Origin of the sequence: Escherichia sp. MOD1-EC5950 (genome assembly GCF_002965345.1) — a bacterium.
Classification (GTDB): Bacteria; Pseudomonadota; Gammaproteobacteria; order Enterobacterales; family Enterobacteriaceae; genus Escherichia; species Escherichia marmotae.
On sequence record NZ_PTSR01000004.1, the window covers coordinates 92,020 to 118,469 of the forward strand.

The 26,450-nt window shown below is 49.3% G+C and carries 30 protein-coding genes and 1 tRNA gene; 11 read left to right on the plus strand and 20 right to left on the minus strand.

All coding sequences use genetic code 11. From position 1 onward, the window contains the following. Positions 1-93: 93 nt before the first annotated feature. Together mtfA and BEA93_RS07200 are read left to right on the plus strand one after the other, a co-directional pair. Entirely contained in the window at positions 94-891 is a 798-nt protein-coding gene (gene mtfA / locus BEA93_RS07195) for a DgsA anti-repressor MtfA (RefSeq protein WP_001516583.1), read from the plus strand. 100 nt (positions 892-991) lie between these two features. Continuing rightward, a tRNA-Asn gene (locus BEA93_RS07200) sits at positions 992-1,067 on the plus strand. Positions 1,068-1,159: 92 nt separating this feature from the next. On the opposite strand, the gene BEA93_RS07205 is transcribed toward BEA93_RS07200, so the two are convergent. Both BEA93_RS07205 and hchA read right to left on the minus strand, forming a co-directional pair. Then, positions 1,160-2,218 (minus strand): glycosyltransferase family 9 protein, encoded by a 1,059-nt coding sequence (locus tag BEA93_RS07205; RefSeq protein WP_001516582.1) that lies wholly within the window; start codon positions 2,216-2,218, stop codon positions 1,160-1,162. A 304-nt stretch (positions 2,219-2,522) separates the two neighbouring features. Beyond that, a complete protein-coding gene (gene hchA / locus BEA93_RS07210; protein ID WP_000218188.1) occupies positions 2,523-3,374 on the minus strand; it encodes a glyoxalase III HchA in 852 nt (283 codons plus the stop codon). A gap of 729 nt (positions 3,375-4,103) precedes the next feature. Between hchA and BEA93_RS25615 the strand changes: the two genes are divergently transcribed. Then, the gene (locus tag BEA93_RS25615; protein ID WP_172955709.1) at positions 4,104-4,262 is read left to right on the plus strand and encodes a hypothetical protein; all 159 of its coding nucleotides are present in this window, start codon (positions 4,104-4,106) and stop codon (positions 4,260-4,262) included. A gap of 88 nt (positions 4,263-4,350) precedes the next feature. Here the strand turns inward: BEA93_RS25615 and BEA93_RS07220 are convergent, their stop codons facing one another. Continuing rightward, positions 4,351-5,466 (minus strand): porin, encoded by a 1,116-nt coding sequence (locus BEA93_RS07220; RefSeq protein WP_016248841.1) that lies wholly within the window; start codon positions 5,464-5,466, stop codon positions 4,351-4,353. Between the two features lie 647 nt (positions 5,467-6,113). Here BEA93_RS07220 and drpB point away from each other — a divergent pair. From drpB to BEA93_RS07240, 4 genes are all read left to right on the plus strand, one after another. Beyond that, the gene (gene drpB / locus BEA93_RS07225) at positions 6,114-6,395 is read left to right on the plus strand and encodes a cell division protein DrpB (protein ID WP_242664688.1); all 282 of its coding nucleotides are present in this window, start codon (positions 6,114-6,116) and stop codon (positions 6,393-6,395) included. A 39-nt stretch (positions 6,396-6,434) separates the two neighbouring features. After that, positions 6,435-7,130, plus strand: coding sequence for a phosphohydrolase (locus BEA93_RS07230; protein WP_016248840.1), 696 nt, complete (start codon positions 6,435-6,437; stop codon positions 7,128-7,130). Between the two features lie 66 nt (positions 7,131-7,196). After that, positions 7,197-8,615 (plus strand): DNA-cytosine methyltransferase, encoded by a 1,419-nt coding sequence (gene dcm, locus BEA93_RS07235; RefSeq protein WP_001157228.1) that lies wholly within the window; start codon positions 7,197-7,199, stop codon positions 8,613-8,615. Next, positions 8,596-9,066, plus strand: a complete 471-nt coding sequence (locus BEA93_RS07240) for a very short patch repair endonuclease (protein WP_105224392.1) — start codon at positions 8,596-8,598, stop codon at positions 9,064-9,066. The genes dcm and BEA93_RS07240 overlap by 20 nt, the downstream gene beginning before the upstream one ends. Here BEA93_RS07240 and yedA read toward each other — a convergent pair. Then, entirely contained in the window at positions 9,055-9,975 is a 921-nt protein-coding gene (gene yedA, locus BEA93_RS07245; RefSeq protein WP_001212246.1) for a drug/metabolite exporter YedA, read from the minus strand. The two genes, BEA93_RS07240 and yedA, sit on opposite strands and share 12 nt — an antisense overlap. Before the next feature lie 172 nt (positions 9,976-10,147). On the opposite strand from yedA, the gene BEA93_RS07250 reads away from it, so the two are divergent. The 3 genes from BEA93_RS07250 to dgcQ all read left to right on the plus strand — a co-directional run bounded on the left by BEA93_RS07250 (position 10,148) and on the right by dgcQ (position 13,213). Then, positions 10,148-11,065 carry a DUF808 domain-containing protein gene (locus tag BEA93_RS07250; protein ID WP_000922674.1) on the plus strand — a complete coding sequence of 306 codons (918 nt, stop codon included), beginning with the start codon at positions 10,148-10,150 and terminating at the stop codon, positions 11,063-11,065. Between the two features lie 78 nt (positions 11,066-11,143). Continuing rightward, the gene (locus tag BEA93_RS07255) at positions 11,144-11,326 is read left to right on the plus strand and encodes a YodC family protein (RefSeq protein ID WP_000011632.1); all 183 of its coding nucleotides are present in this window, start codon (positions 11,144-11,146) and stop codon (positions 11,324-11,326) included. Between the two features lie 192 nt (positions 11,327-11,518). Further along, positions 11,519-13,213, plus strand: coding sequence for a cellulose biosynthesis regulator diguanylate cyclase DgcQ (gene dgcQ / locus BEA93_RS07265; RefSeq protein WP_016248837.1), 1,695 nt, complete (start codon positions 11,519-11,521; stop codon positions 13,211-13,213). Here the strand turns inward: dgcQ and BEA93_RS07270 are convergent. Beyond that, positions 13,210-14,025 carry a mannosyl-3-phosphoglycerate phosphatase-related protein gene (locus BEA93_RS07270; RefSeq protein ID WP_105224393.1) on the minus strand — a complete coding sequence of 272 codons (816 nt, stop codon included), beginning with the start codon at positions 14,023-14,025 and terminating at the stop codon, positions 13,210-13,212. The genes dgcQ and BEA93_RS07270 overlap by 4 nt on opposite strands. Positions 14,026-14,321: 296 nt before the next feature. Then, positions 14,322-14,549 carry a peroxide/acid resistance protein YodD gene (gene yodD / locus BEA93_RS07275; RefSeq protein WP_001516578.1) on the minus strand — a complete coding sequence of 76 codons (228 nt, stop codon included), beginning with the start codon at positions 14,547-14,549 and terminating at the stop codon, positions 14,322-14,324. Positions 14,550-14,711: 162 nt separating this feature from the next. Between yodD and dsrB the strand changes: the two genes are divergently transcribed. Then, a complete protein-coding gene (dsrB, locus tag BEA93_RS07285) occupies positions 14,712-14,900 on the plus strand; it encodes a protein DsrB (RefSeq protein ID WP_000867217.1) in 189 nt (62 codons plus the stop codon). A 43-nt stretch (positions 14,901-14,943) separates the two neighbouring features. Here the strand turns inward: dsrB and rcsA are convergent, their stop codons facing one another. From rcsA to fliF, 14 genes are all read right to left on the minus strand, one after another. Next, positions 14,944-15,567, minus strand: a complete 624-nt coding sequence (gene rcsA, locus BEA93_RS07290; RefSeq protein ID WP_000103995.1) for a transcriptional regulator RcsA — start codon at positions 15,565-15,567, stop codon at positions 14,944-14,946. A 289-nt stretch (positions 15,568-15,856) separates the two neighbouring features. Further along, a complete protein-coding gene (gene fliR, locus BEA93_RS07295; protein ID WP_001516577.1) occupies positions 15,857-16,642 on the minus strand; it encodes a flagellar biosynthetic protein FliR in 786 nt (261 codons plus the stop codon). An 8-nt stretch (positions 16,643-16,650) separates the two neighbouring features. Next, a complete protein-coding gene (gene fliQ, locus BEA93_RS07300; RefSeq protein ID WP_000187358.1) occupies positions 16,651-16,920 on the minus strand; it encodes a flagellar biosynthesis protein FliQ in 270 nt (89 codons plus the stop codon). A 10-nt stretch (positions 16,921-16,930) separates the two neighbouring features. Then, positions 16,931-17,668, minus strand: coding sequence for a flagellar type III secretion system pore protein FliP (gene fliP, locus BEA93_RS07305; protein ID WP_001253435.1), 738 nt, complete (start codon positions 17,666-17,668; stop codon positions 16,931-16,933). Then, a complete protein-coding gene (fliO, locus tag BEA93_RS07310; protein WP_105224394.1) occupies positions 17,668-18,033 on the minus strand; it encodes a flagellar biosynthetic protein FliO in 366 nt (121 codons plus the stop codon). Before fliO ends, fliP begins: the two co-directional genes overlap by 1 nt. 2 nt (positions 18,034-18,035) lie before the next feature. Continuing rightward, the gene (gene fliN / locus BEA93_RS07315; RefSeq protein WP_001281690.1) at positions 18,036-18,449 is read right to left on the minus strand and encodes a flagellar motor switch protein FliN; all 414 of its coding nucleotides are present in this window, start codon (positions 18,447-18,449) and stop codon (positions 18,036-18,038) included. Continuing rightward, positions 18,446-19,450, minus strand: a complete 1,005-nt coding sequence (fliM, locus tag BEA93_RS07320; RefSeq protein WP_001516574.1) for a flagellar motor switch protein FliM — start codon at positions 19,448-19,450, stop codon at positions 18,446-18,448. Before fliM ends, fliN begins: the two co-directional genes overlap by 4 nt. 4 nt (positions 19,451-19,454) lie before the next feature. Next, positions 19,455-19,919, minus strand: a complete 465-nt coding sequence (gene fliL / locus BEA93_RS07325) for a flagellar basal body-associated protein FliL (RefSeq protein ID WP_000133098.1) — start codon at positions 19,917-19,919, stop codon at positions 19,455-19,457. Between the two features lie 104 nt (positions 19,920-20,023). After that, positions 20,024-21,151, minus strand: coding sequence for a flagellar hook-length control protein FliK (locus BEA93_RS07330; protein ID WP_105224395.1), 1,128 nt, complete (start codon positions 21,149-21,151; stop codon positions 20,024-20,026). After that, positions 21,148-21,591 carry a flagellar export protein FliJ gene (fliJ, locus tag BEA93_RS07335; RefSeq protein ID WP_000807573.1) on the minus strand — a complete coding sequence of 148 codons (444 nt, stop codon included), beginning with the start codon at positions 21,589-21,591 and terminating at the stop codon, positions 21,148-21,150. The genes BEA93_RS07330 and fliJ overlap by 4 nt, the downstream gene beginning before the upstream one ends. Before the next feature lie 18 nt (positions 21,592-21,609). Further along, positions 21,610-22,983, minus strand: a complete 1,374-nt coding sequence (gene fliI, locus BEA93_RS07340; RefSeq protein WP_105224396.1) for a flagellar protein export ATPase FliI — start codon at positions 22,981-22,983, stop codon at positions 21,610-21,612. Next, positions 22,983-23,669, minus strand: a complete 687-nt coding sequence (gene fliH / locus BEA93_RS07345) for a flagellar assembly protein FliH (protein ID WP_001282686.1) — start codon at positions 23,667-23,669, stop codon at positions 22,983-22,985. The genes fliI and fliH overlap by 1 nt, the downstream gene beginning before the upstream one ends. Next, the gene (gene fliG / locus BEA93_RS07350; protein ID WP_000067961.1) at positions 23,662-24,657 is read right to left on the minus strand and encodes a flagellar motor switch protein FliG; all 996 of its coding nucleotides are present in this window, start codon (positions 24,655-24,657) and stop codon (positions 23,662-23,664) included. Before fliG ends, fliH begins: the two co-directional genes overlap by 8 nt. Further along, the gene (gene fliF / locus BEA93_RS07355; RefSeq protein ID WP_061090460.1) at positions 24,650-26,308 is read right to left on the minus strand and encodes a flagellar basal-body MS-ring/collar protein FliF; all 1,659 of its coding nucleotides are present in this window, start codon (positions 26,306-26,308) and stop codon (positions 24,650-24,652) included. Before fliF ends, fliG begins: the two co-directional genes overlap by 8 nt. Positions 26,309-26,450: the final 142 nt, after the last annotated feature.

A 26,450-nucleotide genomic window follows, 5' to 3' on the forward strand; every position in this document is an offset into this window, starting at 1 on the left:
GTTCAGATTGTTGCCATGATGCCAGGAAATTTGGCATTTTAACAGTCTCTGTCCGTGCAATTTTGTTCAAGTGACGAGTTTGCGAGCAAAACGATGATTAAGTGGCCCTGGAAAGTACAAGAAACCGCCCATGATGATGCAATTCCGTGGAAGGAAGCTTTGGCGATACCTCTTTTGACATGTTTGACTGAGCAAGAGCAAAACAAATTAGTCACTCTGGCTGAACGTTTTTTGCAACAAAAACGGCTGGTTCCTTTACAAGGCGTTGAACTTGATGCATTGAAAAGTGGTCGCATTGCCTTGCTGTTTTGCTTACCTGTTATGGAACTGGGACTGGAATGGCTGGATGGATTTCATGAAGTGTTAATTTACCCGGCACCATTTGTGGTAGACGATGAATGGGAAGACGATATAGGGCTGGTTCATAATCAACGTATTGTTCAGTCAGGTCAAAGCTGGCAGCAAGGTCCCATCGTGCTGAATTGGCTCGATATACAGGATTCTTTCGATGCCTCGGGATTTAATCTGATTATCCATGAAGTTGCACATAAACTGGACACCCGAAATGGCGATCGCGCCAGTGGCGTCCCCTTTATTTCTTTACGCGAAGTCGCGGGCTGGGAACACGATCTTCACGCTGCGATGGATAACATTCAGGAAGAAATTGAGTTAGTGGGGGAGAATGCCTCCAGCATCGATGCTTATGCTGCCAGTGATCCTGCCGAATGTTTTGCCGTGCTTTCCGAATACTTTTTTAGTGCTCCGGAGCTTTTTGCGCCTCGCTTCCCCTCGCTGTGGCAACGTTTCTGCCAATTTTATCAGCAGGATCCACTGCAAAGACTGCGAAATGCTAATGAAAGGGACGCATATTCAGCACCAGATGTTCATTAAATATCAATTTTGTTGCTTAATTAACCGATTGAAATGGCTTGTGAATTTTAGTGTTGACACTCGCTGCACCACTCAGTAATATTCGCCTCGTTCTCACGATTCCTCTGTAGTTCAGTCGGTAGAACGGCGGACTGTTAATCCGTATGTCACTGGTTCGAGTCCAGTCAGAGGAGCCAAATTCAAAAAAGCCTGCTTTAAGCAGGCTTTTTGCTATTTAGCGCCAAATCATAACAGACATATCTAAAATCTCTTAAATCTGATAATTACATCAGGATTGAATTTTTACGATAATTCTTTTCACCGTGTTTCTGAATTCATCCAGATTGATGCGATCAATCTCTTTCCCTACTACAATTGTCTCTGAAATATCCGCCATTGCAGGCCAGCGTGTTTTATAATCGGCATACACGGCGATGACAGGAACATTATAAGCACTTGTCATATGCAAAATAGAGGTATCTGGCGTTATCGCGAGAAAAGCATTTTTTATGACGGCAGCAGAACGTGCTATTGAAGGAGCCAACGATAAATGATAGACATTGTCAAAATACTGGGTTAGCTCTACTGCTTTTTCAGTACCATTGGGTCCATGAACAATGACAATTGGCATATTTGTTTCATTTTTAATCATAGCTATTAGCTTTTGAGCTATTGTCTCTGAAAAGGTTCTTTCCTGGGCACTGCCATCAAGATTAAGAGCGATATAAGAACCCAATGGATCCAGTTCATAATGTACCTCGTCTATTACCTCTTCGTGGATCGGTAATTCAAATAAAGGGGGGACGGGTGGGAAACCTGCTTCTCGCATCATGAAAGCCCATGTCATTGGTACTGGCGCTCGAAGAGACTGATCCATTGTTGATGCCGATTTACATAATGGGGAATAACATGTCATCGTTAAACCCACAACTTGTAAATTCGTTTTCGCCTTTAAATGACTTATGAATAGCATTGTTTTCAAGTTTTTCTTGCGCATCGCTTCAATACAGAGATCTGGTGTACCGTGTTGCTCTCTTATACTTTTCGCCAGTTTTTTTATTTCATTTAAGCTGGCATAGTCCTGCATTGTCATACTGACTAATGTTAATTTGGTGTATTTAAGATGAAGCGCATCAAAAACAGATTTATTAATTGTAGATGTGACAATTAATAAATGTTTTATTTTATGTGATTCCAGCGATCTAATTATTGGGTAAATAGCCATTGCATCACCAATTTGATCTGGAATGTGAATGACTGCAAATTCAGTATTTGCAATATCAATATCTTCACATGAATAATCATAATAGCTAAATGCAATGCGTCTAAAAATTGACGTTAACGACATATCTAACCTCGCTTCCCTACTGGTTAAAACGTGATGGAGTTTATCAGAGATAGTCGTTTTCTAAAATCGATAAATAACGTAATGCCACATAACATGTCCTTATATTTTATGTGTTAATGATTTGCTTGAATTATACTTGTTATTTCAACAAAGGATTGTATTGCATTCTTCAATGCATGAAGCTGATGCAAAAATGGAGGTAAGACAAGAGATAAGGCGTCAACAACTGGTGGTGAACATCTCTCGTTTATTCAGTGGGGGAGATAAACCCCCACTTTTTTATTACACCGTAAGTGATGTCCGGTTAACCCACGTATGCCGCCAGCATTTCCTGTGCAGCAAGTTTGCCCAGCGCATTCGCTGCAAAAGGGCTGTCTCCGGTGAGAAGTTTACGATCCTTATGTACCCGGCCAGTAATGTCATCATTGATGATGTTCATTCCCATTTTCTTCAGTTCTTCACCGAAGTACCAGGTCAGATGACCCGGCATATAGCCAATATCTGGTGTTTGTTTGTCTGCTGCATCCGGGAATGCGCAAATTGAATAACCGTTTAGTGGGTTATCACCGTGGCGGAGCGACAGAAACGCAGCCGGGCCGTGACAAAGAGAGATAACAAAGCGGTCGTTTTCAATTGCCCATTGCAGAGCGGTAGCAACTTCTTTGCTTTCAGGTAAGCCAATAAGAGCACCATGACCACCTGGAACAAAGATTGCTGCGTACTCGCTGTCTGCGTTGAGGCTGGCGACAACATCCGCTAATTTCTTCGGATTGCGGAACAGAGATTTATGCTGCTCAAAGAATGGCATCACTTTTTCATCTTTGTGCGGCATAGCCCAGTATTCAAACTTCGTCATCAGGCCAGAGATGGTCGCAACTTCGAACTCGAAACCAGCAGCATGCAGGTGATACAACGGTAGCAACGTTTCAATGGGATGGTTGCCCGTCGAGAATAGTTTACCGTTATCGGTCGGCAAATAGCGTTCGTCAGCGGCGATCACCAGAATTTTATGCTTACCGCTATACGGTTTTGGGTAGTCCACACCATCAAGATCAGATACAGGACTGGTATATTGGCTAAGCGAATATTCTGAAGGGAAGAACGCATTATCTTCAGCAATATCAATCTGCGGGTTCTTACTTGTTTGAACAGTCATAGTGTATTCCTTATTGTTACTTCGGTAGGTTAGTCACTATATTCGCGACTGAGCTGGATGCTATATTTAACCAGGAACGTAAAACGAGTCAATATACCTAAAGCGGTAGAGGGTTGCGTTAAACACGTCAGGGAAAATACATCACAGTTCACGAATAGTGTTCTCATCGAATCAACCTTATTTGCAATAAAAAACGTAAAGCGTAGCAATATATTTTAGTTCATTTTTCAGAAAAGATGAGATTGCATACTCTCGTTACATAGGGTGACTGTAAGAATCATAAATGAGATTTTTAGCAAAAAATAATGATGCAGCCGTTCTGTATGCCCGTTAGTCGTGGAAAAATGATGAATCAGATTAATCATTAACTAATGACAGATATGGTTAATTACATGCTATCAGATTCTCTAATTACAGTAGCAACCAGAAACAGGTGTGCGAGGAGTGGCTAAGGTTACAGCAGATATAATGCACCAAATATTTAAGGCATAACTATAATCTTTAACAGATAAATTAATAATAATTTATAGTCTTTTTTATATTAAGATGTTTTCAGAGATTTTCTATGTACTGAAATATTGTTATTCCGGTGAATGTCTTTCTCGGGATGATAGGGAACTATCGCTTTATTATGCGTGGTTTTTCGCTAACGTTTCTTCAGGGCATATTCATTTACCTGGCTTTATTCCGGAATATGTAAGAATCCTGGAGCGTAGATATGTTTCTGACATGCATCGTTTTAAAGATGCACTACGTGATCAGGCTTTGCACTGTTTAGCGACTCTGGTTGAACAGAAACTGGCAGATGTTATTGTGCCGGGAGTCACCCAGGAATTGAGTTTTGTCGACATGCTACAGCGGTTGAGAGTGCCGCTGCTGGTGATTTGACGAGGGGGATAAAAAAGCCCGAGTTCAATGAGGGACGAACTCAGGCTGGATGAGTTTTTACAGTAACGTGCCGTGGCGCGTTGGCTGATTAGAACTGGTAGACGATACCAACTGCAAACTGGTCATCAGTTGCTGCGCCAGTAATTGCCGCGTCATCTTTATCCAGCATGTTGAATTTATATGCAGTATAAACGTTCATGTTCTTATTGAAGTAGTACCAAGTACCAACTTCAATGTAGTTCACGCGGTCAGCGTCAACATATCTATGGCCTGGGACGCCTTTAATATCTTTACCTTTGGAGTAGACATAACCTAAGGAAGGACGCAGACCAAAGTCGAACTGATACTGAACAACTGCTTCAAAGTTCTGAGTTTCGTTGAGCAGTTGATCATGCATTATCGAGTTGCCGTCTTTGTCGAAGCCGCCTGTATTAACTGATGTCGGTGTCATATTACGAGTTTCACCATACATCACAGCAGCGTAGACATTGTTCGCATCATATTTTGCTGCCAATGACCATACTTCTGCATTTGAACCGTTTCCATCAGCAACTTGCTCATTGGTACGATCAGATTTACCATAAACACCGACAATACCAAAACCATCAATGTTGTAGTCTACGGATAACGCATAGCCATCACCGTTTTGTTTAGTAACGCCACGATTGCTGTTCTTGCCTTGATACTGAATTGCAAAATTCAGTCCATCGACCAGACCAAAGAAATCAGAGTTGCGGTAGGTTGCAACACCGTTGGTACGACCGTTCATAAAGTTGTCAGCGGAAGCCCAGGAATCGCCGCCCCATTCAACTAACATATCGGTATAAGCTGCGGCATCATAGGCAACACCGTAGTTACGACCGTAGTCGAAAGAACCAAATCCGTTATATTTCAAACCGGCGAAGGTTAAACGGGTTTTTTCCTGATTAGAACCTTCAGGCTTGCTGGCATCAAGGTTGTATTCAAACTGACCAAAACCAGTCAGTTCGCTGGTAATCTGAGTTTCACCTTTAACGCCGAAACGAGCATAGGAGGTATCCTCGTTTTCGCTGTTATTATCATCAGTGTTCGACCAGATGCGTTCGCCAACCATCTTGCCGTAAAAATCAACTTTATTGCCATTCTTATTATAAATTTCAGCCGCATTTGCTGCGCCAGCAACTAATAACGCCGGGACCAGCATTGCCAGAACTTTTCTTTTCATTATGTATTCCCTTGTGATTATAATCTTCATGAATATATCAATAAGTGCCATTATCCAAAAAAAGCACATTTGGATACTATTCTATGAAGTTCATTTTATTTTAAGGATTACATGTAACAAATATATTTAAAAGATTTCAAAATGTTTCTATCTTATTTAATATAATTCAAAATTATGAATTTCAGATACAAAAATTCATGTCATTTATGGTTGTATATCAATAGATTATTGATTTTGCGGAAGGATAGTTTGTGTCAATGAGTGTTGCACCAAAGACCCTGAGTGATCTTGCGCACATTATGAATGGCATAAAAAAAGCCGACATCATGCCGGCCCAAAAATATAAACAAGACGATAAAGGCTAATAACGGAGTTATCATGACACAGAAAACGAAAAAGGTATAATTGTATTCAGTGCTAATATATACAAGATGTGAATTAATTAATTATCCACTGCCGAAAGAAAAATACTTTCTTATTTGTTTTTTCTGCAAATAATAGCCATTGGCTAAGATTTATATATTTGTTCAAAAAATGAGTGAGACTTGACTGTCTCAACTAATGTGGAAAAATGTGACTTTTATCACATAATAGTGCTAAGTCTGAATTTCCCGGGTTATCTTAAAATGGAGTACGGTTCGACAACGATGGAAGAGAGACTTTCTCGCAGCCCTGGCGGCAAACTGGCTTTATGGGCTTTCTATACATGGTGTGGCTATTTCGTCTGGGTAATGGCGCGTTACATTTGGGTGATGAGCAGGATCCCGGATGCCCCCGTGTCGGGATTTGAAAGTGATTTAGGCTCTACCGCAGGAAAGTGGTTAGGGGCATTAGTGGGATTTTTGTTTATGGCCCTGGTCGGAGCGTTGTTAGGTGGTATTGCGTGGTACACCCGACCACGACCCGTGCGTAGCAGACGCTATGAGTAAAAACTGCTAAGGTTGCGACTCATTTGCAGCGGAGCGTGTATGGATTTACAACACTGGCAGGCACAGTTTGAAAACTGGTTTAAAAACCATCAAACGCACCAGGACGTGGCCCATGACCTGTGTCATTTTCGTCGTGTCTGGGCGACAGCGCAGAAACTGGCGGCAGATGAAGACGTCGATATGCTGGTCATTTTAACCGCCTGTTATTTTCACGATATTGTGAGCCTGGCGAAAAATCATCCGCAACGGCAGCGCTCCTCATTACTGGCGGCAGAAGAGGCGCGTCGCATTTTAAGTGCGGAATTTGTCGATTTTCCGCCAGAGAAAATAGACGCCATTTGCCATGCTATCGCGGCACACAGTTTCAGCGCACAAATTACACCTTTAACGGCGGAAGCCAAAATCGTGCAGGATGCAGACAGACTGGAAGCCTTAGGCGCGATTGGTCTGGCGCGAGTGTTTGCGGTCTCAGGCTCGCTGGGTGTGGCGCTGTTTGACGGTGAAGACCCGTTCGCGCAGCATCGCCCGCTTGATGATAAACGCTACGCGCTGGATCATTTCCAGACTAAGCTGCTGAAACTACCGCAAACCATGCAAACGACAAAAGGTAAACAACTGGCGCAACACAACGCCCGTTTTCAGGTGGAGTTTATGGCTAAACTCAGCGCTGAACTGGCGGGCGAGAATGAAGGTGTGGATCATGACGTGATTCGTGCCTTTTCTCCAGCAGGCTGACCGCGTGGCCCTAAACTGAAGTAATTATGTTAACCTGTCGGCCATCTCAGATGGCCGGTTAAATCTATGCAGGAAAATATATCAGTAACCGATTCATACAGCACCGGGAATGCCGCACAGGCAATGCTGGAGAAACTGCTGCAAATTTATGATGTTAAAACATTGGTGGCACAACTTAATGGCGTGGGTGAGAATCACTGGAGCGCGGCGATTTTAAAACGTGCGCTGGCGAATGATTCGGCATGGCACCGTTTAAGTGAGAAAGAGTTCGCTCATCTGCAAACGTTGTTACCCAAACCACCTGCACATCATCCGCACTATGCGTTTCGTTTTATCGATCTGTTTGCCGGAATTGGTGGCATCCGTCGCGGTTTTGAGTCGATTGGCGGTCAATGCGTGTTTACCAGTGAATGGAATAAACATGCGGTACGCACCTACAAAGCGAATCATTATTGCGACCCGGCTACGCATCACTTTAATGAAGATATCCGCGACATTACCCTGAGCCATAAAGAGGGCGTGAGCGATGAAGCAGCGGCGGCACATATTCGTCAGCACATCCCTGAACATGATGTTTTATTGGCCGGTTTTCCTTGCCAGCCGTTTTCCCTGGCTGGCGTATCGAAAAAGAACTCTCTTGGTCGCGCGCACGGTTTTGCCTGCGATACCCAGGGGACGTTGTTTTTTGATGTGGTACGCATTATCGACGCCCGCCGTCCGGCGATTTTTGTACTTGAAAACGTCAAAAACCTGAAAAGTCACGACCAGGGCAAAACGTTCCGCATCATCATGCAGACGCTGGACGAACTGGGCTATGACGTAGCCGATGCAGAAGATAATGGCCCGAACGATCCGAAGATCATTGATGGCAAACATTTTTTACCGCAGCACCGTGAACGCATTGTGCTGGTGGGTTTCCGTCGCGATCTTAATCTGAAGCAAGATTTTACCCTGCGTGATATCAGCGATTGTTTCCCTGCGCAGCGAGTGACGCTGGCGGAGTTGCTGGATCCGATAGTCGAAGCGAAATATATTCTGACGCCGGTGCTGTGGAAGTACCTCTATCGCTATGCGAAAAAACATCAGGCGCGCGGTAACGGCTTCGGGTACGGGATGGTTTATCCGAACAATCCGCAAAGTGTCACGCGCACGCTTTCTGCCCGCTATTACAAAGATGGCGCAGAAATTTTAATCGATCGCGGCTGGGATATGGCAACAGGTGAGAAAGACTTTGACGATCCGCAGAATCAGCAACATCGTCCGCGTCGGTTAACACCTCGTGAATGCGCACGGTTGATGGGCTTTGAAGCGCCGCATGAAGCGAAATTCCGCATTCCGGTTTCTGACACTCAGGCCTATCGCCAGTTCGGCAACTCGGTAGTCGTACCGGTCTTTGCCGCGGTGGCAAAACTGCTCGAGCCAAAAATCAAACAGGCGGTAGCATTGCGTCAGCAAGAGGCACAACATGGCCGACGTTCACGATAAGGCCACGCGTAGCAAAAATATGCGCGCGATTGCCACGCACGATACAGCAATCGAGAAGCGCCTGGCCAGTCTGTTAACCGCACAGGGGCTGATGTTTCGCGTTCAGGGTGCCAGTCTACCCGGACGTCCGGATTTTGTCCTCGATGAGTATCGCTGCGTGATATTTACCCACGGCTGCTTCTGGCACCATCATCATTGCCATTTGTTCAAAGTTCCTGCCACACGAACGGAGTTCTGGCTGGAGAAGATAGGTAAAAATGTCGAGCGCGATCGTCGTGATATTAATCGATTGCAGGAACTCGGCTGGCGTGTATTGATTGTCTGGGAGTGTGCGTTACGTGGGCGAGAGAAGTTGACGGACGCGGCGCTGACCGAGCGTCTGGAAGAGTGGATCTGCAGCGAGGGTGCCAGCGCGCAGATCGACTCTCTGGGGATTCATTTACTCGCTTGATGTGTCCTGAATGACGGGGGCGACAACGGGTTTTGCGGGAAAGAGATATTTCCCCAGCGTTACCAGCACCACCGCGAAGACAATCACGCCCAGTGCCAGCCATTCAATCCGCGATAGCGTTTCGCCACCCAGCCCCGTACCCAGTAATACCGCGACCACCGGGTTAACATAAGCGTAGCTGGTCGCCAGGGCCGGGCTGACATTGCGGATTAAATACATATAAGCGTTGATGGCGATGATAGAACCAAACAGCGCCAGATAGCCGACCGCCAGGAAGCCCGAAAGAGAAGGGAGCGCCGTCAGTTTTTCACCCGCAATCATCGATGCGATCATTAACACCACGCCTGCCGCCAGCATTTCAATGGCTCCCGCCATCATCCCCACTGGCAGAGTGATTCGTGAGCCATAAACTGAACCAAATGCCCAACTCACAGACCCGATCAAAATCAGGATCGCGCCCCACGGATTGCCGCTTAAATTACCGCCACTGTTGAGCATGATGATCCCCGCTAACCCAATGGCGATGCCAAGCCACTCCAGTTTGCGCGTTTTTATGCCAAACAGGCGGCTGAAGCACAGGGTAAAGAGTGGCACCGTTGCCACCACCACGGCGGCAATGCCGGAAGGGACGTTTTGATGTTCGGCTACCGTTACCATGCCGTTACCGACAGCCAGCAGTAACAGGCCAATAAGCGCGGCATTAAGCAGTGGACGTAGCGGCGGCAATTTGTGCCCGCGCAGCAGTAAAAATGCCATTAGTAAAATACCGGCTGCCAGAAAGCGCACGCCCGCCATCATTAACGGTGGCCAGCTTTCTACCCCAATCCGAATGACAAAATAGGTTGAGCCCCAAATGATATACAGCGCAAACAGTGCGCCAAAAAGCGGTAACAACTGGCGGAAACGCATAATCCCTCACGATGGAAATAAAAAGGCGGTTCATAGTAAACGTGAAAATCATTTCACTGGCGAGAGATATAATCGTAATTGATTGTTAATAAAATGTTGACTTGTGAAGCAAGTATCAGACAAGCCGATTTTGCTTCATACTTAGCACCGTCAACAATAAAAATGAGAGGGAATGCTTTTGGCCGGGAGTAGTTTATTGACGTTGCTCGATGATATCGCCACTTTGCTGGACGATATCTCCGTGATGGGCAAGCTGGCGGCGAAGAAAACCGCTGGTGTATTAGGGGATGACTTGTCGCTTAATGCGCAACAAGTTTCAGGTGTGCGTGCCAACCGGGAATTACCCGTGGTCTGGGGCGTGGCGAAGGGATCGCTCATCAACAAAGTGATTCTGGTGCCGTTGGCGCTGATCATCAGTGCGTTTATCCCGTGGGCGATTACACCGCTGTTGATGATTGGCGGTGCATTTCTCTGCTTTGAAGGGGTAGAGAAGGTGCTGCATATGCTGGAGGCGCGTAAGCATAAAGAGGATCCGGCACAGAGTCAGCAGCGTCTGGAAAAACTGGCAGCGCAGGATCCGCTGAAGTTCGAAAAGGACAAAATAAAAGGGGCGATTCGTACCGATTTTATTTTGTCTGCGGAAATTGTCGCTATCACGCTGGGGATTGTGGCGGAAGCGCCGTTGCTTAATCAGGTGCTGGTACTTTCAGGGATCGCACTGGTGGTTACCGTGGGCGTCTACGGTCTGGTGGGGATCATCGTTAAGATTGATGATCTGGGTTACTGGCTGGCGGAAAAATCCAGTACGGTTATACAGGCGCTGGGCAAGGGGTTATTGATTATCGCGCCCTGGCTGATGAAAGCGTTATCGATCGTCGGCACGCTGGCGATGTTTCTCGTCGGTGGTGGCATTGTGGTACATGGTATTGCGCCGCTGCATCATGCTATTGAACATTTCTCCGGGCAGCAGAGTGCGCTGGTGGCGATGATATTACCGACTGTTTTAAATCTGATTCTTGGTTTTATCATCGGTAGCATCGTCGTATTGGCAGTGAAAGCAGTAGCGAAAATGCGCGGTCAGGTACATTAATATTCTCACTGGCTGGTATGCAAAATTCGCCATTCTCGACTAAGGTGAACAAGTTTCACTCGAAAAAAGGAGGCGAGTATGAGCTTTGTGGTGAGTGAGGAAGTAACGGTTAAAGAGGGCGGCCCGCGGATGATTGTTACCGGGTATTCCAGCGGCATGGTTGAGTGTCGCTGGTATGACGGTTACGGCGTCAAACGGGAAGCCTTTCATGAAACTGAGCTTGTTCCGGGGGAGAAGAGTCGTTCATCGGAAGAAGTTTAAAAGCGTATAATTAACACCAGGGCAGATAAGGCGTTCACGCCGTATCCGGCGATTGTGCCAGCGTTGGCATTGAAAGCCTGATGCGACGCTGGCGCGTCTTATCATGCCTCGTTATAAAAATATTGTTGTTTGGCGGTACGCTATTGCCAGGTTATGCCAGAATCATAAGAAAGCAGGTTGGGAGTTGTCAGGGTGCTGCACGAGACAGAAATGGAAAACCAGAGCTGGCTGAAAAAACTCGCGCGCCGCCTGGGGCCTGGTCATGTCGTTAATCTCTGCTTTATTGTGGTGTTGATCTTCTCAACTTTACTCACATGGCGTGAAGTCGTCGTACTGGAAGATGCCTATATTTCAAGTCAGCGTAACCATCTGGAAAATGTTGCCAACGCGCTTGATAAACAACTGCAATATAACGTTGATAAGTTATTATTTTTGCGTAACGGGATGCGCGAAGCCCTCGTTGCGCCGCTCGATTTCACCTCTCTGCGCAATGCCGTTACCGAGTTCGAACAACGTCGCGATGAACATGCCTGGCAGATAGAACTCAACAGACGACGTACCCTGCCGGTAAATGGCGTCTCTGATGCGTTAGTCAGCGAGGGGGATCTGCTTTCTCGCGAAAATGAATCCCTGGACAACGAAATTACCGCCGCGCTGGAAGTCGGTTACTTGCTGCGACTGGCGCACAACTCCTCGTCGATGGTTGAACAGGCGATGTATGTCTCGCGCGCCGGATTTTACGTTTCTACGCAGCCGACGCTGTTTATGCGAAGTGTGCCCGGGCGTTACTACGAATTTGTCACCCAACCCTGGTTTATCGGTCATTCACAACGAGAAAACCGCCAACGTGCGGTGCGTTGGTTTACCTCTCAGCATGACCATAACAATGTTACTGAACCACAAGTCACTGTAAGCGTGCCGGTTGACAGCAATAATTACTGGTATGGCGTGCTGGGAATGAGTATTCCCGTGCGTTCAATGCAGCAATTTTTACAAAATGCTATCGATAAAAATCTCGACGGTGAATATCAACTCTACGACAGTAAACTGAAATTATTGACCTCTTCCAACCCGGAGAATCCTACCGAAGATCTCTTTGATCCTCGCGAACTGGCATCACTTGCGCAGGCCATTGAACACGATACGCGCGGTGGAATCCGGATGAACAGTCGCTATGTTAGCTGGGAACGGCTGGATCATTTTGACGGGGTATTAGTGCGAATCCATACGCTTAGCGAAGGTGTGCGTGGTGATTTCGGCAGTATCAGCATTGCATTAACCCTGTTGTGGGCGCTCTTCACAACCATGTTACTTATCTCCTGGTATGTGATTCGCCAGATGGTCAGCAATATGTTTGTCCTGCAAAGCTCGTTGCAATGGCAGGCGTGGCACGACACTTTAACCCGTCTGTATAACCGTGGCGCACTGTTCGAAAAAGCGCGTCCGCTGGCCAAAATGTGCCAGACACACAAACATCCTTTTTCTGTCATTCAGGTCGACCTTGACCATTTTAAAGCGATTAATGACCGCTTTGGTCACCAGGCGGGCGACCGTGTGTTGTCACATGCTGCCGGATTAATTAGTCGTTCATTACGACCCCAGTATGTTGCCGGACGGGTTGGTGGTGAGGAGTTTTGTGTGATTCTGCCTGGCGCCAGCCTGGAGCAGGCAAAAGAAGTTGCCGAACATATTCGTCTGAAGCTGAATGAAAAAGAGATGTTGATTGCCAAGAGCAAGACTATCCGCATCAGTGCTTCATTGGGGGTGAGCAGCAGTGAAGAAACCGGTGATTATGATTTTGAACAATTGCAATCGCTGGCCGATCGTCGGCTGTATCTCGCTAAACAAGCAGGACGTAATCGGGTCTGCGCCAGTGATACCCCTTAACGGACGGTAAAAAAGTGATCCAACCCCTCGCGCCAGCCATCAGGACCTTCTCGCTGCGTTCGACAGACACGAGGCGGATCCTCATTTTGCAGATGAATGCCTTCCCGGTTTAGCCCTTTCACAATGACCGCGTAATCCATCACTTCCAGTAATGGCGCGTCATTTGGACCATCGCCTAAGCCAAGCGTCGTCGGACGTTCTCCGCCTGATTGTTGATATGCCGCGATGATCCAGTTGGCGGCCTGATCTTTTCCGGCAGAGGCGTCCAACACATGCCAGAAGCGAGCGCCCTGGACAAACTGCAACCCTAACTCGTTCAGGCGAGCGGTAAATTGCGTCATTTGCTCGTCACTGTCGCGCCAGATGAGCGTGACCGAGGCTTCATGCAATTGCGTCAGCGCCGCCTGGCTACGGCTTAATCCAGTCCATTCAGCAATGGTTGTCTCATCGACATCATCAAAAGTGGTGAATTTGAAATGTTCTTTCTCGCGTAACGTATTCAACACCAGACTGATTTCACTATGGGCAATACCCGAGATGATACGGGGGAAACCATCTATATCTTGCCATTGATGATCCAGTTGGATCACCGCTCCGTTTTCGGCAATCAGCGGCAACCCTTGCAGACCCAGGATTTTTTGCAAGTACAGCATTTCCGCCGACGTTTTACTGCTGCAGAGAATCACTGGAACGTCTGCTTCTCGTAAACGGTTTAGCCAGGGAGCGGCAGGCTGCCAGTCATAGCTATGACTGTCCAACAGGGTGCCATCGAGATCGGTGAAAATCAGCAGTGGTTGTTGAATTGAAAGCATGGTAGCGCATACTCCCTTTACCAGGATGTTTCTCAAAATAGCACGATTTGTATTTGATCATTTTTTGGGAGCGATCCCGCCCGTAGCAGAGGCCATAAGGGGTGACGAAAGTCACAATTTCATTCATTAGTGATATTAATCATTCATGCAAAGAATATTTCCTTGTCAGCGAAAAAAATTGCAGATAAGGTGATGAACACATCAGATTTCCTGGTGTAACGAATTTTTTAAGTGCTTCTTGCTTAAGCAAGTTTGATCCCGACCCCCACAAGGGCCGGGATTTTTTTATGTCGCATTTAGCGGTTTACTTCCGAGACGCTAAAGTCATGAATATCCAGTTCAAAGGCATCCGCTAATTCACGCCATGTATGGTATTCACGACCATCGATACTGACGTGTTCTGAATCACTCTGGCTGCGATGAACTTCGCTTTCGCTAATTTCATTGATTGCCGCCAGCAGGGCATCGACATCGACGCTGACCTCACGTTTTGCGGTATCGCTGTACTCTTTTGCGGTTTTCATCATCTTTCCTCGCAACCGTTACTCATTTGATGCTGCTGACCGTGATGCACGCCTGGCATCTTTTAAGTATAGACCGTCGAGAAAATCAGCACTCGCGCTCATCCGGCGCTGCCAGCAAAAAGAAATTGTTCTACACTGGCACAAAGCCACAGGAGGAAAATGATGAAGGTGAATGATCGGGTAACAGTCAAAACGGATGGCGGTCCGCGTCGTCCTGGCGTGGTACTGGCAGTTGAGGAGTTTAGTGAAGGCACAATGTACCTGGTTTCGCTGGAAGACTACCCGCTCGGCATCTGGTTCTTTAATGAGGCAGGGCATCAGGACGGTATCTTTGTGGAGAAAGCAGAGTAATTTCATTCAGCCTGACTGGTGGGAAACCACCAGTCAGAATGTGTTAGCGCATGTTGACAAAAATACCATTAGTCACATTATCCGTCAGTCGGACGACATGATAGATAACTTGTTTATTATGCGTTTTGATCTTACGTTTAATATTGCCTTTATGCGATGAAACGGTCTTGGCTTTGATATTCATTTGGTCGGAGATCTGAATGGTTCCCTGACCAGCCATCCACATTCGCAACATACTCGATTCGGTTCGACTCAATGATAACGTCGGCATATTTAAAACAGTGGCCATTGTTGTCTCTTTTTTCAGAATATCGCCAAGGATATCATCGAGAGATTCCGGTTTAATTGATTTAGAACTAATCAATAAATTTTTTCTGACCAACAGATATTCATCAAAATGAACATTGGCAATTGCCATAAAAACGATAAATAACGTATTGGGATGTTGATTAATGATGTGCTTGATACGCTGACTGTTAGAAGCATCGTGGATAAAACAGTCCTCATTAATAAACACCACTGAAGGGCGCTGTGAATCACAAGCGATGGCAAGGTCATCAACGGTTTCGATGTCGTTGATTTCTCTTTTTTTAACCCCTCTACTCAACAGATACCCGGTCAAACCTAGCCGGGTGTAACTACATAAATCCATAATAATCGTTGACATGGCATACCCTCACTCAATGCGTAACGATAATTCCCCTTACCTGAATATTTCATCATGACTAAACGGAACAACAAGCATCACCTAATGCGGCACTCTCGCGATTTTTCAGGCGGACTTACTATCCCGTAAAGTTCTTTATAATTTGCCTGGAATTGTCTTAAAGTAAAGTAAATGTTGTGATATGTGAGTGAGACTAAAATAAATATTGCGCCAGCGGAGTATCCTGGAAGATGTAGCCTGATTTTATTTTTCGGATAATCCTTAGGATAACACGATAAACATTACGGAATCATATTGCTGGAAATTCGCTAATAATATCGGCAAGCAAATTAAAAATTTCACTGAATAAATGTTCGCAAAACGGAGCAATTAACGGCATTAATGCTGCCATTAATGAAATACCGACCGTCAGAGTTAATGGAAAACCGATAACGAAAATTGATAATTGCGGAGCCATACGATTAAGTAATCCCAGCGCCAGATTCAGTGTCAGCAGCAGGGTAATAATCGGTAATGCCAGCATCAATCCGTTGAGAAAAATTAAACTTCCTGCTTTGGTGAGCGCCAGAAACGCATTGTTGTTAAGCGGCTCGCCCCCAATAGGCAGAGTGTGAAACGTATCGACCAGCAGCGAAATCAACCATAAATGGCCGTTAAATGTCAGGAACAACAGCAGAGCCAGCATATCCATAATACGCGCCAGAACGGGCATATTAAGATGGCTGCCTGGATCGACGAATGTCGCAAATGAAAGCCCCATTTGCAGACCGATAATTTCTCCAGCAGTTCGCACAGCGGCAAAGGCAAATTGCATGGTAAACCCAAGGGCAATGCCAATCAGGATTTGCTGCACCGCCAGCCACAGGGCATGGAACGAAAAAACGGGAACATCGTTGGCTGGTAATGCCGGGGCAATAGCGAAAGTGATCATCATCGCGAGTCCCAGTTTCACCCGTTTCGGTATACTACGTTCGCTTAAAATGGGCGCGGTGGAGATCAGCGCCAGCACGCGCAGCAATGGCCAGAAATACAGACTTAACCAGGAAAGCCATTGTTCGCTTGTTACCTGCAACATAGCACGCGCTACCCGATGATATACGGCAGGTTAGTGAACAAGGTGCGGACGTAATCCAGCAACAGGTTGAGCATCCACGGCCCGGCAATAATAATGGCGATAAATACGGCGATGATTTTCGGAATAAACGATAGCGTCATTTCGTTAATCTGCGTGGCAGCTTGCAAAATGCTGATAATAAGGCCAGTCACCAGCGCCACCAGTAGCAGCGGGGCGGCCAGCGCCAGAGCGACTTTCATCGCTTCCGTCCCCATCATCATGACCGATTCAGGTGTCATTTTGCCCTCTCTAACTATAAAAGCTCTGCGCCAGCGAACCGACCAGCAATTGCCAGCCATCCACCAGCACAAACAGCATCAGTTTAAATGGTAGAGCAATGGTCGCGGGGGGCACCATCATCATCCCCAACGCCATCAACACGCTGGCGATCACCAGGTCGATAATCAGGAAAGGAATGAAAATCGTGAAGCCTATCTGGAATGCGGTTTTCAGCTCGCTGGTCACATAGGCCGGTAGCAAAATGCGCATCGGCACGGCTTCCGGTCCCGGCAAGGGGCTGGTATTTGCCAGTCTGGCAAACAACCCTAAATCTGCCTCGCGGGTCTGACGCAGCATAAACTCACGCAGCGGTTGCGCCCCTTTTTCCAGCGCCTCCTGCATTGAGATTTTCTCTTCGCTGAATGGCTGGTACGCATCGACATAAATTTTGTCGATAACCGGTGACATAATAAAAAAGGTCAAAAACAGCGCCAGTCCCAGCAATACCTGGTTGGGCGGGGCGGAGGGGGTTCCCAGCGCGTTACGCAGTAAACCAAAAACGATGATGATGCGAGTGAAACTGGTCATCATCAGTAAAATCGCCGGAATAAACGTCAGCGAGGTGATGAACACCAGCGTCTGCACCGGAAGCGACCAGCTTTGTCCTCCGCCAGGCAGCGGTTGGCTGGTGATGCCAGGCAGTTGCGCAAAGGCGAGGGGGCTGACCAGCCAGAGAAGAGCAGGAGCGACAGATAACAGACGACGCATCAGGATCTCCCGTTACGCTTGAGCAAATTTTTCATTAGCGACTGGAAATCGGCCTGTGGCATCTCTTCCGTTGGCGCAGAAGGGGGAAGTTTATGCAACAGACTGATTTGCCCTGCGGTGACGCCGAGTACCAGTCGTGCATCTTCCACATCGATCACCACTACCCGCTCGCGCGCGCCAAGTGAAGCGCTGGCGCTGACTCTTAACCCGCGGGCGTCGCTGCGTTTGGCGGCAAATCCCAGCCGTTTCACCAGCCACGCTGCAGCGAGAATCAGGACAATAATGGCAATTAATGCGCCACTCACCTGCAGGAGCGGCGCGGTGGAAACCGGCGTGGTTGGTTGCACGGTGGCGTGGTTATTCATCACTAACGGCTCAGGCGGCGCATCCGCTCAGACGGGGTAATGATATCGGTGATCCGCACGCCATATTTATCGGCAACGACCACAACTTCGCCCTGGGCGATTAAATAGCCATTGATCAGAATATCCAGCGGTTCGCCAGCCAGACCGTCCAGCGCCACCACTGATCCTTGCGTCAGGCGCAACAGCTCTTTGATAGTCATTCGTGTGCGACCCAGTTCGACGGTCAGTTTGACCGGAATATCCATAATCAGGTCGATATCCTGCAATGTTCCACTGACGTCGCCGCCACCAAGCTGTTGGAACACCGCCTCAGTGGCGCTTTTGCCGCTGGTTGATTTTTGTTCGCTCAACGCTTCAGCCCACAGATCGTCCATTGCGCCGTTGTTGTCATCGGCCGGATTATTCAAGTCACTCATTTGGGCTGTTCCTCGTTCAGAGAATTCAAAATCGGGTTAATCAAATGTTCTATCCGTAACGCATACTGGCCATTGATGGTGCCGTACTGGCTGGTCAGCACCGGAACGCCGTCAACGTGCGCGATGATACGATCGGGTTTTTCTATCGGCAGGACATCGCCGGGTTTCAGTTTCAAAATCTGCGACAGGCGCAGCGAAATATCGGCAAAGTTGGCGATCAACTCCAGTTGTGAATGCTGTACCTGACGCACCAGATTATCGCGCCAGTTCTGATCTTCATTACGCGAGTTTTCCAGTGGCGGGTTAACCAACAATTCCCGCAGCGGCTCGATCATGCTGAATGGCAGGCAGATATTAAATTCACCGGTCAGGTTGCCAATTTCGACATGAAAAGGCGTATTAACCACAATGTCGTTTGGTGAGGTGGTGATATTGGTAAATTTCACCTGCATTTCCGAACGTACATACTCGACTTCCAGCGGATTAATCGCCTTCCAGGCGTCGCTATAGCCTTCAAGCGCCAGCTTTAACATGCGGTTGATGACGCGCTGTTCGGTATGGGTAAACTCGCGACCTTCCACTTTGGTAGGGAACCGACCATCGCCGCCAAACAGGTTATCCACGGCAATAAATACCAGGCTTGGCGAGAACACCACCAGTCCTGTGCCGCGCAGCGGTTTCAGGTGGATAAGGTTAAGGTTGGTCGGCACCGGCAGGTTGCGGGCAAATTCATGATATGGCTGGATACGGATCGCCCCGACGGTGATGTCCGGGCTACGACGCAGCAGGTTAAACAGCCCCATGCGGAAATGTCGGGCAAAACGTTCATTAATGATTTCCAGCGCCTGCAAACGTTCGCGCACAACCCGTCGTTGCGTATTGGGATCGTAAGGCCGAATGTCATTGTCGCTGGTCACGCCGGAAGTCGGTTCGTCTTTGACCTCGCTGTCGCCATTCAACAGTGCATCAATTTCAGCTTGAGAAAGAATACTATCGCCCATGTCGTTATCGCAGAATAAAAGCGGTATACAGCACGTCGGTGACATCCTGTTTCGGTTGCCCGGCAACAAGCGGGGTGGAGAGTATGGCTTTAATCGCGGCAATCAGCTTTTGCTTGCCTTCTTCGGTTGCCAGCACGGCGGCATCCTGACGCGAAAACAGTAACAGCAAGCGACTACGAACTTCCGGCAAATACTCGCTCAGGCGCGAACGGGTGGTTTCATCTTTTAGTCGCAGAGTAATACCGATATAAAGCACACGATCCGCATCGCCCAGGTTGACCGTAAAAGTGTCCAGTGCGTAGAAGACCGGTGAGGGCATGACATGTTGCTGCGCATTGTCGTCAGTCGCCGCCTGATGCGAGTGCCAGTAGCTGTACCCCGCGCTGGCGCAGGCCGCGAGAGTAATGAATACCAGAATCGGGAACCAAAGCGATCGCTTGCTTTTCTTGCTTATCGCGTAATCAGTCATGTGTTGCGGTCTTCCTGTGTCGCTACTGCTTATCGGCTAATTATCCTGTGTCTTGATCGCGACAAAGCGGGGAAAAGACGCAGATTAAGGGGTTACCTCTGACGTTAGGCGAAAATATCAACGCCACTGTTGCCTGCTACACGCCCTCGTAAAGAGGCAGAAATTGGCAGTGCATCGTCATCTTCGCCAGCCTGGCGTTCATGGTTTATTGTGCGCTGGCTTTGCTGTTGTTGAGACGCTGCCTGTTGCTGACCGCTAGAACTTTCGCCGCTGATATTGCTCTGCCCCAACTGAATACCGCTTTCTGCCAGTTGTGTACGCAGTACCGGAAGAGCCGCTTCCAGGGCGGCGCGCACGTGCTGATGCGGCGAAACCATCTGGATTTGCGCCTGGTTGTCATCCACTTTGAGGGAGATGTGCACTTCACCTAAATCCTGTGGGTGCAAACGCAATTCAGCGCTTTGTTGCCCCTGACGGGTAAACAGTGAAATATGTTGGCTTAAGGATTGTTGCCATTCATGGGAACCCAGCGGGGCACTCAAAACAGGCGCTGCGACGGTGGGCAGAGGCTGCGTCTGGTGTGGAGTGATTAGCGGGCTGGCAGCAGCAGTCACTGGCGAAGGTGTGCTGATGACTTCCGCTTTGCTCTGGGCTTCAGCTACCAGCGGTGTTAATGGCTGGACTGACGCTTCAGCGGTGTCGCCAGGCTGTGCTGTTGTGCGTTGCGCAGAAGTCAGTTTTGTGGGGTGTGCTGGCTTTTCTGTCGGTAACACGGTTGATGGTGTGTCAGTTACTTTGGGCGTATTGTCAAAACCCGGCAACATTGCGAAAAGGGCGCTCAGGCTGGCCGCGGCGTCTTCATTAAGATCATCCGCTTTTTCGTCTTTTGCCGTGTCTTTGTCTGGCACCGCAGCCAGCGTAATCGCCTGAGCGGTGATTAATGGTGTTGATGTGGATTGTTCGTCGTTGATGACGGGCTGTGTTCCATCCACAGAGATCCGTAAATCTGGTTGTTGCGCGTCGTTCTGAATATCGCTGACCAGCGGCTCGACTTTGATGACAAGTTTATCTGTCGCCACCAACAATGGGGGCGTAGATTTGTTGTTTGTTGTCTCGCCTGCTAATGCTCCGCTCAACAAAACGAGAAAATCTTGTGCGCTATCGGTGGCTTTACCGCCGGACAGCGTGGTGGTGTCAACGTCAGCGGTAATCAAGGGCGCTAAGCGAATCATTCTGGTTTCCTCATGGCGGCGCGCTGGGCAAACTCATCCATCTTTTTCTGATCGAGGCGGTTTTCTGCTAACAGTGCCGCCGTGGATTGCCGTTCCTGCAGTGTCTGCCAGGCCTGCAAACGTTGTTTCTTTTCCCGCCAGTTATTCAGGGCAACATCAACTTTCTGTGTCCACTGTGTAAGTTGCTGGTGGTGCTGAGTAATGGCTTTTTCCAGCGTCTGGATAAATTGCTGATAATTAATCCAGCGATTGCTGGTCATTCCTGCACTCATATCGCTATTCAGGTTGTTACGATATTCATTCTGATAATCGATCAGCATTTTGAGTTGCTCTTCTGCCTGCTGGCATCCGCGACGCATTTCACCCAACAGTCGTGCGGCGTTATCCACCTCTTTTTCTGCCAGATCTTTCAGGGTCGCCAGTGCGCCATGTTCTGCCATCTGCTGTTATCTCCTGAGTTATGACACCGTTGGGAAAATGTGCTCCAGCCCCTGGAGAGAGTCTTCCCAGTCCGCGCGTTCAAAAATGCCTTGTTGCAAATAGCCCTCAAGCTGCGGCCATAAGGCGATGGCTTTATCGAGCATGGGATCGCTGCCTTTGGCATAAGCACCAACGCTGACCAGGTCGCGGTTGCGCTGAAAACTCGACAACAACTGTTTGAATGTGCGCATCCGCGCGTAATGTTGCTCGCTGATCAGTGCTGTCATTGCACGGCTGATTGACGCTTCAATATCAATTGCCGGATAGTGTCCGGCTTCCGCCAGACGACGAGACAGTACGATGTGCCCGTCGAGGATCGCCCTCGCGGAGTCGGCAATCGGATCTTGCTGATCATCACCTTCGGTGAGCACGGTATAAAAAGCGGTAATCGAGCCGCCGCCGCTGATGCCGTTTCCGGCACGCTCGACCAACGCCGGTAGTTTGGCGAATACCGATGGAGGATAGCCTTTGGTGGCAGGCGGTTCGCCAATCGCCAGCGCAATTTCACGCTGAGCCATCGCGTAGCGGGTGAGGGAATCCATAATTAGCAACACATGCTGACCCCGATCGCGAAAATCTTCGGCAATGCGCGTGGCATAGGCGGCACCTTGCATTCGCAGGAGCGGAGAAACATCGGCTGGTGCGGCAATCACCACCGAGCGCGCACGCCCTTCAGCACCGAGGATATTCTCAATAAAATCTTTTACTTCGCGTCCACGTTCACCAATTAAACCAACGACAATCACATCTGCACGGGTGTAACGCGCCATCATCCCCAGCAACACACTTTTGCCGACGCCGGAACCGGCAAACAGCCCCATACGCTGCCCGCGTCCGACGGTAAGCAGGGCATTGATTGGACGCACGCCCGTATCCAGCACGTGCTCAATCGGCGTACGTTGCAATGGGTTAAACGGCGGGGTAATTAATGCACCGGTTTCGGTCGTATCGGGGGAGGGCTGGCCGTCGAGTGGTTTACCGCTACCGTCCAGAACGCGACCTAACAACGCCGGACCGAGCGGTAATTGCTTGCCGCTTTGCAACCCTTGTGGGGAGATGTTTTTGGCATAAACGCGTGCGCCAGGCAGTACACCTTCCACTTCCTCCAGCGGCATTAAAAACAGCCGTTGACCGTTAAAGCCAACCACTTCGCTTTCCACTTCGTGAGTTTCAGCGCCGTTCTGGCGTTCAATCACACAGGTTGCGCCGAGCGGTAGTTGTAATCCGGTAGCTTCCAGCACCAGCCCGGTGGCGCGGGTTAATCGCCCGTAGCGGCGTACCGCAGGAAGTTGCGCAATTTTGGCTTCAAAGCTATCCAGCGAGGTTAACCAGCGTGTCAGGCGAGTGGTCATCACACCACTCCAGGTGCTGCCAGACGGCAGAGTTCTTGCCAACGGGTGGCGACACTGGCATCGAGATCGCCTTCATCGGCAGAGACTTTACAGCCGCCGGGATGCAGAGTTGGATCGCCGCGCAACCGCCAGCCGTGCAGGCTTAACGTTGCGCCAAGCATCTCATCGACGCGTTGCAGGTCATCCGGATGCACGCGTAACTGTGGTTTGCCGCTGAATAACGGTTCCTGCTGTAGCAACTGCTGGATCTGTTTGATCAGTGCCTGGCTGTCCACCGTGGGCGTCTGACCGATCACCTGACGCGCCGCCTCCAGAGCCATTTGCATCAGCCGCGAAGCTATCACGCTATCCAGCGCGTCAAGGGTGGTCTGGAATTCGCTGACCAGTTGCTGCATCCGCGCATGAATCGGTGCTTGCTGAGATTTCGCCTGCACCAGTCCTTGTTCCAGCCCCTGTGCCAGACCCTCCTGATAGCCTTGTTCATGACCTGTCTGGCGACCTTCGGCAATCCCCGCCTGATAACCTTGCTCGTGAGCCTGCATTTGCAGTTGTGCCAGTTGTTGTTCAAGGCTGGGTTCGATCTCTTCAGTGACGGTTTCTTCCGGCTCCATCAGCGGCACAAACTCTGCCTGTGGCGGCGCAAGATCGTCAGGCGTCCAGGTTTTCCACGGCAGGTTATCAGACATAGGTGTCCTCGCCGCTGCCAATCACCATCTCGCCGGTTTCGGCAAGACGGCGCACAATCAGCAGAATCGCTTTCTGCTCGTTCTCCACCTGCGACAAACGTACCGGACCACGGTTGGCGAGGTCGTCGCGCAGGATATCGGCGGCGCGTTGCGACATATTGCGCAGGAACTTCTCGCGCAGTGGCTGTTCGGCACCTTTCAGGGCGATCAGCAGCGATTCGGAATCCACTTCCTGCAACAGACGCTGGATACTGCGATCGTCGACATCCACCAGATTTTCGAACAGGAACATTTCGTCGATGATTTTCTGCGCCAGCTCACCGTCAAATTCACGCACGGCGGTAATAACCGCCTCTTCCTGCTGGGTTTTCATCAGGTTGATAATTTCGGCTGCTGTTCTCACGCCGCCCATTTTGCTGCGTTTGAGATTCTGACCGTCGAGCAGACCATTCAGCACTTCGGTCAGTTCCGCCAGCGCGGCAGGCTGTACACCGCCAAAGGTGGCGATACGCAGCATCACGTCGTGACGCAGACGTTCATCGAACAACGCCAGAATATCTGCGGCCTGGGCGCGCTTCAGATGTACCAGAATGGTGGCGATAATCTGTGGATGTTCATCGCGAATAAGATCGGCGGCACTCTGCGGCTCCATGAAGTTGAGCGTTTCTATGCCGCTGGCGGTGTCGCGGGTTTCGAGAATATCTTCCAGCAGGCTGGCGGCACGCTCTTCGCCCAGCGCTTTCACCAGCACCGAACGCAGATAATCGTTGGCGTTAATATTCAGGGCGGCGAACTGTTCAGCTTCTTGTTCAAACTCCGCCAGCACTTCAGTTAACTGTTTATTGGAGATCTGCGTGACATTTGCCATCGCTGCGCTCAGGGTTTGCACTTCGCGCTGGGAGAGGTGCTTGAACACTTCAGCCGCCCGATCTTCGCCAATGGTCATTAGCAAGATGACGCTTTTATCGGTGCCTGTCAGGTTACTCATGATCGTTATTTATCCACTGGCGAATGACCAGCGCTACTACGCGCGGATCGTTATCAGACATGTCACGGATACGCTGGCTCATTACTTCCGCTCCCAGACGTTGGTTAGCACGGCGTTGCTGCAATTGTTCGTCTTTGCTGAGGCGTACTTCCACCGCATCTTCCACTTCCTGGCGAGCCTGTGGCTGCTGTTGTACGGCGCTCGCCGCCTCGGTGCGGCGTGTTAACTGCGGGCGTACCGCTTTACGCCACAACAGCCACGCCACCAGTAGCACCAGCAACCAGCGTCCGGCAGCCAGCAGTTGATCGATAAACACTTGTTGTTGCCAGAACGGCAGTTCTCCACCGCTTTCGTCACCGCTGTTGAAGGGGGAGTTGACGACATTGAGTGAATCGCCGCGCTTTTCAGAAAAGCCCATCGCCTCGCGGGTCAGATCTTCAATTTGCTTCATCTGTTCGGCGCTCAGTGGCAGCGGTTTACCATCCGGCAGCGTTTTGTAATTCACCACGACGGCGACCGACAAACGTTGCACGTCGCCTACGTTCATTTTGGTATGACGAATAGTGCGATCGACTTCGTAGTTGCTGGTTTCATTACGCTGGGTGCTACGCGGGCCGCTATTACTGGTGGTGCTTGTTTGTTGCTGACGGTTGTTTTGATTTGCCGGAGGCGTACTGATTGGCGCGTTATTGGCAGGCGCGGGCTGATTCGATAATGCGCCAGGCACGCCGCCAGGGTAACCGGAACCGCTTTGTTCGCTCTCATTCAGTTGACGGGAACGGAGCGCCGCCTGTGACGCATTGCCATTAGGGCGATACTGTTCTTCGGTTTGCTCTTTACTGGCGAAATCCAGTTGTGCCGTCACCTGAGCGTGAATATTGCCGTTGCCGACAACTGGTGACAGGATCGCTTCAATACGCCGCTGAATGCGACTTTCAACATCACTGGCATATTTTAACTGGACGTCATTAAGATCGCGCCCGCTGGTGCTGGACTGGGTTAACAGATGCCCACCCTGATCCACCAGCGTGACGTTACCCGGTGGCAATCCGGCTACCGCACTGGAAACCAGATGCACAATGGCACTGATTTGCCCTTCATCCAGCGCGCGACCAGGTAAAAGATTTACCGTCACTGATGCCGAAGGGGATTTTTGTTCACGGACAAATAAAGACGGTTTCGGCATCGCCAGATGCACGCGCGCTCCTTTTACCGGGCCGATAGTTTCGATGGTACGGGAAAGTTCACCTTCCAGCGCTCGCTGATAATTCACCTGTTCGCTGAACTGGCTGATACCAAACTTTTCCTGATCGAGCAGTTCAAAACCGACCGCGCCGCCTTTAGGCAAGCCTTGCTGTGCCAGACGCAGACGTAGCTCGTGAACTTTATCTGCCGGAACTTCAATCGCGCCGCTGGCTTCGCTGAAGCGGTAAGGAATATTCATTTGTGTCAGTTGGCTGACGATCGCACCGCCATCCTGATCGGAAAGATTGCTGAATAACGTGCGGTAATCAGGGGCTTTTGCCCACAGAATTAACGCGACCATCACTGCAACCGCCGCGGAGGCAGCAACAACCAAAGGTATTTTCGGATTTGCGCGCAGGCGATTAAGCCACTCAAGAGATTTTGTCTGGGCTGCAGTCGCATTCATCGCGCACCTCGTGGCAGATGATAGACAGCGGTATTGGCAAAGTGGAACAAGACGCACTCCCGGGTCAGCAAACTCGAAAAATTAACGGCCTCATTATTTGTGGTTTTATTTTTTTCTATGCGCCAATTAACCCATTTTTTTG

Bases quoted from the DNA above. Each gene is read 5' to 3' on its own strand.
- mtfA (WP_001516583.1), top strand. From the start codon at position 94: ATGATTAAGTGGCCCTGGAAAGTACAAGAAACCGCCCATGATGATGCA.
- BEA93_RS07205 (WP_001516582.1), bottom strand. From the start codon at position 2,218: ATGTCGTTAACGTCAATTTTTAGACGCATTGCATTTAGCTATTATGAT.
- hchA (WP_000218188.1), bottom strand. From the start codon at position 3,374: ATGACTGTTCAAACAAGTAAGAACCCGCAGATTGATATTGCTGAAGAT.
- BEA93_RS25615 (WP_172955709.1), top strand. From the start codon at position 4,104: ATGCATCGTTTTAAAGATGCACTACGTGATCAGGCTTTGCACTGTTTA.
- BEA93_RS07220 (WP_016248841.1), bottom strand. From the start codon at position 5,466: ATGAAAAGAAAAGTTCTGGCAATGCTGGTCCCGGCGTTATTAGTTGCT.
- drpB (WP_242664688.1), top strand. From the start codon at position 6,114: ATGGAAGAGAGACTTTCTCGCAGCCCTGGCGGCAAACTGGCTTTATGG.
- BEA93_RS07230 (WP_016248840.1), top strand. From the start codon at position 6,435: ATGGATTTACAACACTGGCAGGCACAGTTTGAAAACTGGTTTAAAAAC.
- dcm (WP_001157228.1), top strand. From the start codon at position 7,197: ATGCAGGAAAATATATCAGTAACCGATTCATACAGCACCGGGAATGCC.
- BEA93_RS07240 (WP_105224392.1), top strand. From the start codon at position 8,596: ATGGCCGACGTTCACGATAAGGCCACGCGTAGCAAAAATATGCGCGCG.
- yedA (WP_001212246.1), bottom strand. From the start codon at position 9,975: ATGCGTTTCCGCCAGTTGTTACCGCTTTTTGGCGCACTGTTTGCGCTG.
- BEA93_RS07250 (WP_000922674.1), top strand. From the start codon at position 10,148: ATGCTTTTGGCCGGGAGTAGTTTATTGACGTTGCTCGATGATATCGCC.
- BEA93_RS07255 (WP_000011632.1), top strand. From the start codon at position 11,144: ATGAGCTTTGTGGTGAGTGAGGAAGTAACGGTTAAAGAGGGCGGCCCG.
- BEA93_RS07270 (WP_105224393.1), bottom strand. From the start codon at position 14,025: ATGCTTTCAATTCAACAACCACTGCTGATTTTCACCGATCTCGATGGC.
- yodD (WP_001516578.1), bottom strand. From the start codon at position 14,549: ATGAAAACCGCAAAAGAGTACAGCGATACCGCAAAACGTGAGGTCAGC.
- dsrB (WP_000867217.1), top strand. From the start codon at position 14,712: ATGAAGGTGAATGATCGGGTAACAGTCAAAACGGATGGCGGTCCGCGT.
- rcsA (WP_000103995.1), bottom strand. From the start codon at position 15,567: ATGTCAACGATTATTATGGATTTATGTAGTTACACCCGGCTAGGTTTG.
- fliR (WP_001516577.1), bottom strand. From the start codon at position 16,642: ATGTTGCAGGTAACAAGCGAACAATGGCTTTCCTGGTTAAGTCTGTAT.
- fliQ (WP_000187358.1), bottom strand. From the start codon at position 16,920: ATGACACCTGAATCGGTCATGATGATGGGGACGGAAGCGATGAAAGTC.
- fliP (WP_001253435.1), bottom strand. From the start codon at position 17,668: ATGCGTCGTCTGTTATCTGTCGCTCCTGCTCTTCTCTGGCTGGTCAGC.
- fliO (WP_105224394.1), bottom strand. From the start codon at position 18,033: ATGAATAACCACGCCACCGTGCAACCAACCACGCCGGTTTCCACCGCG.
- fliN (WP_001281690.1), bottom strand. From the start codon at position 18,449: ATGAGTGACTTGAATAATCCGGCCGATGACAACAACGGCGCAATGGAC.
- fliM (WP_001516574.1), bottom strand. From the start codon at position 19,450: ATGGGCGATAGTATTCTTTCTCAAGCTGAAATTGATGCACTGTTGAAT.
- fliL (WP_000133098.1), bottom strand. From the start codon at position 19,919: ATGACTGATTACGCGATAAGCAAGAAAAGCAAGCGATCGCTTTGGTTC.
- BEA93_RS07330 (WP_105224395.1), bottom strand. From the start codon at position 21,151: ATGATTCGCTTAGCGCCCTTGATTACCGCTGACGTTGACACCACCACG.
- fliJ (WP_000807573.1), bottom strand. From the start codon at position 21,591: ATGGCAGAACATGGCGCACTGGCGACCCTGAAAGATCTGGCAGAAAAA.
- fliI (WP_105224396.1), bottom strand. From the start codon at position 22,983: ATGACCACTCGCCTGACACGCTGGTTAACCTCGCTGGATAGCTTTGAA.
- fliH (WP_001282686.1), bottom strand. From the start codon at position 23,669: ATGTCTGATAACCTGCCGTGGAAAACCTGGACGCCTGACGATCTTGCG.
- fliG (WP_000067961.1), bottom strand. From the start codon at position 24,657: ATGAGTAACCTGACAGGCACCGATAAAAGCGTCATCTTGCTAATGACC.
- fliF (WP_061090460.1), bottom strand. From the start codon at position 26,308: ATGAATGCGACTGCAGCCCAGACAAAATCTCTTGAGTGGCTTAATCGC.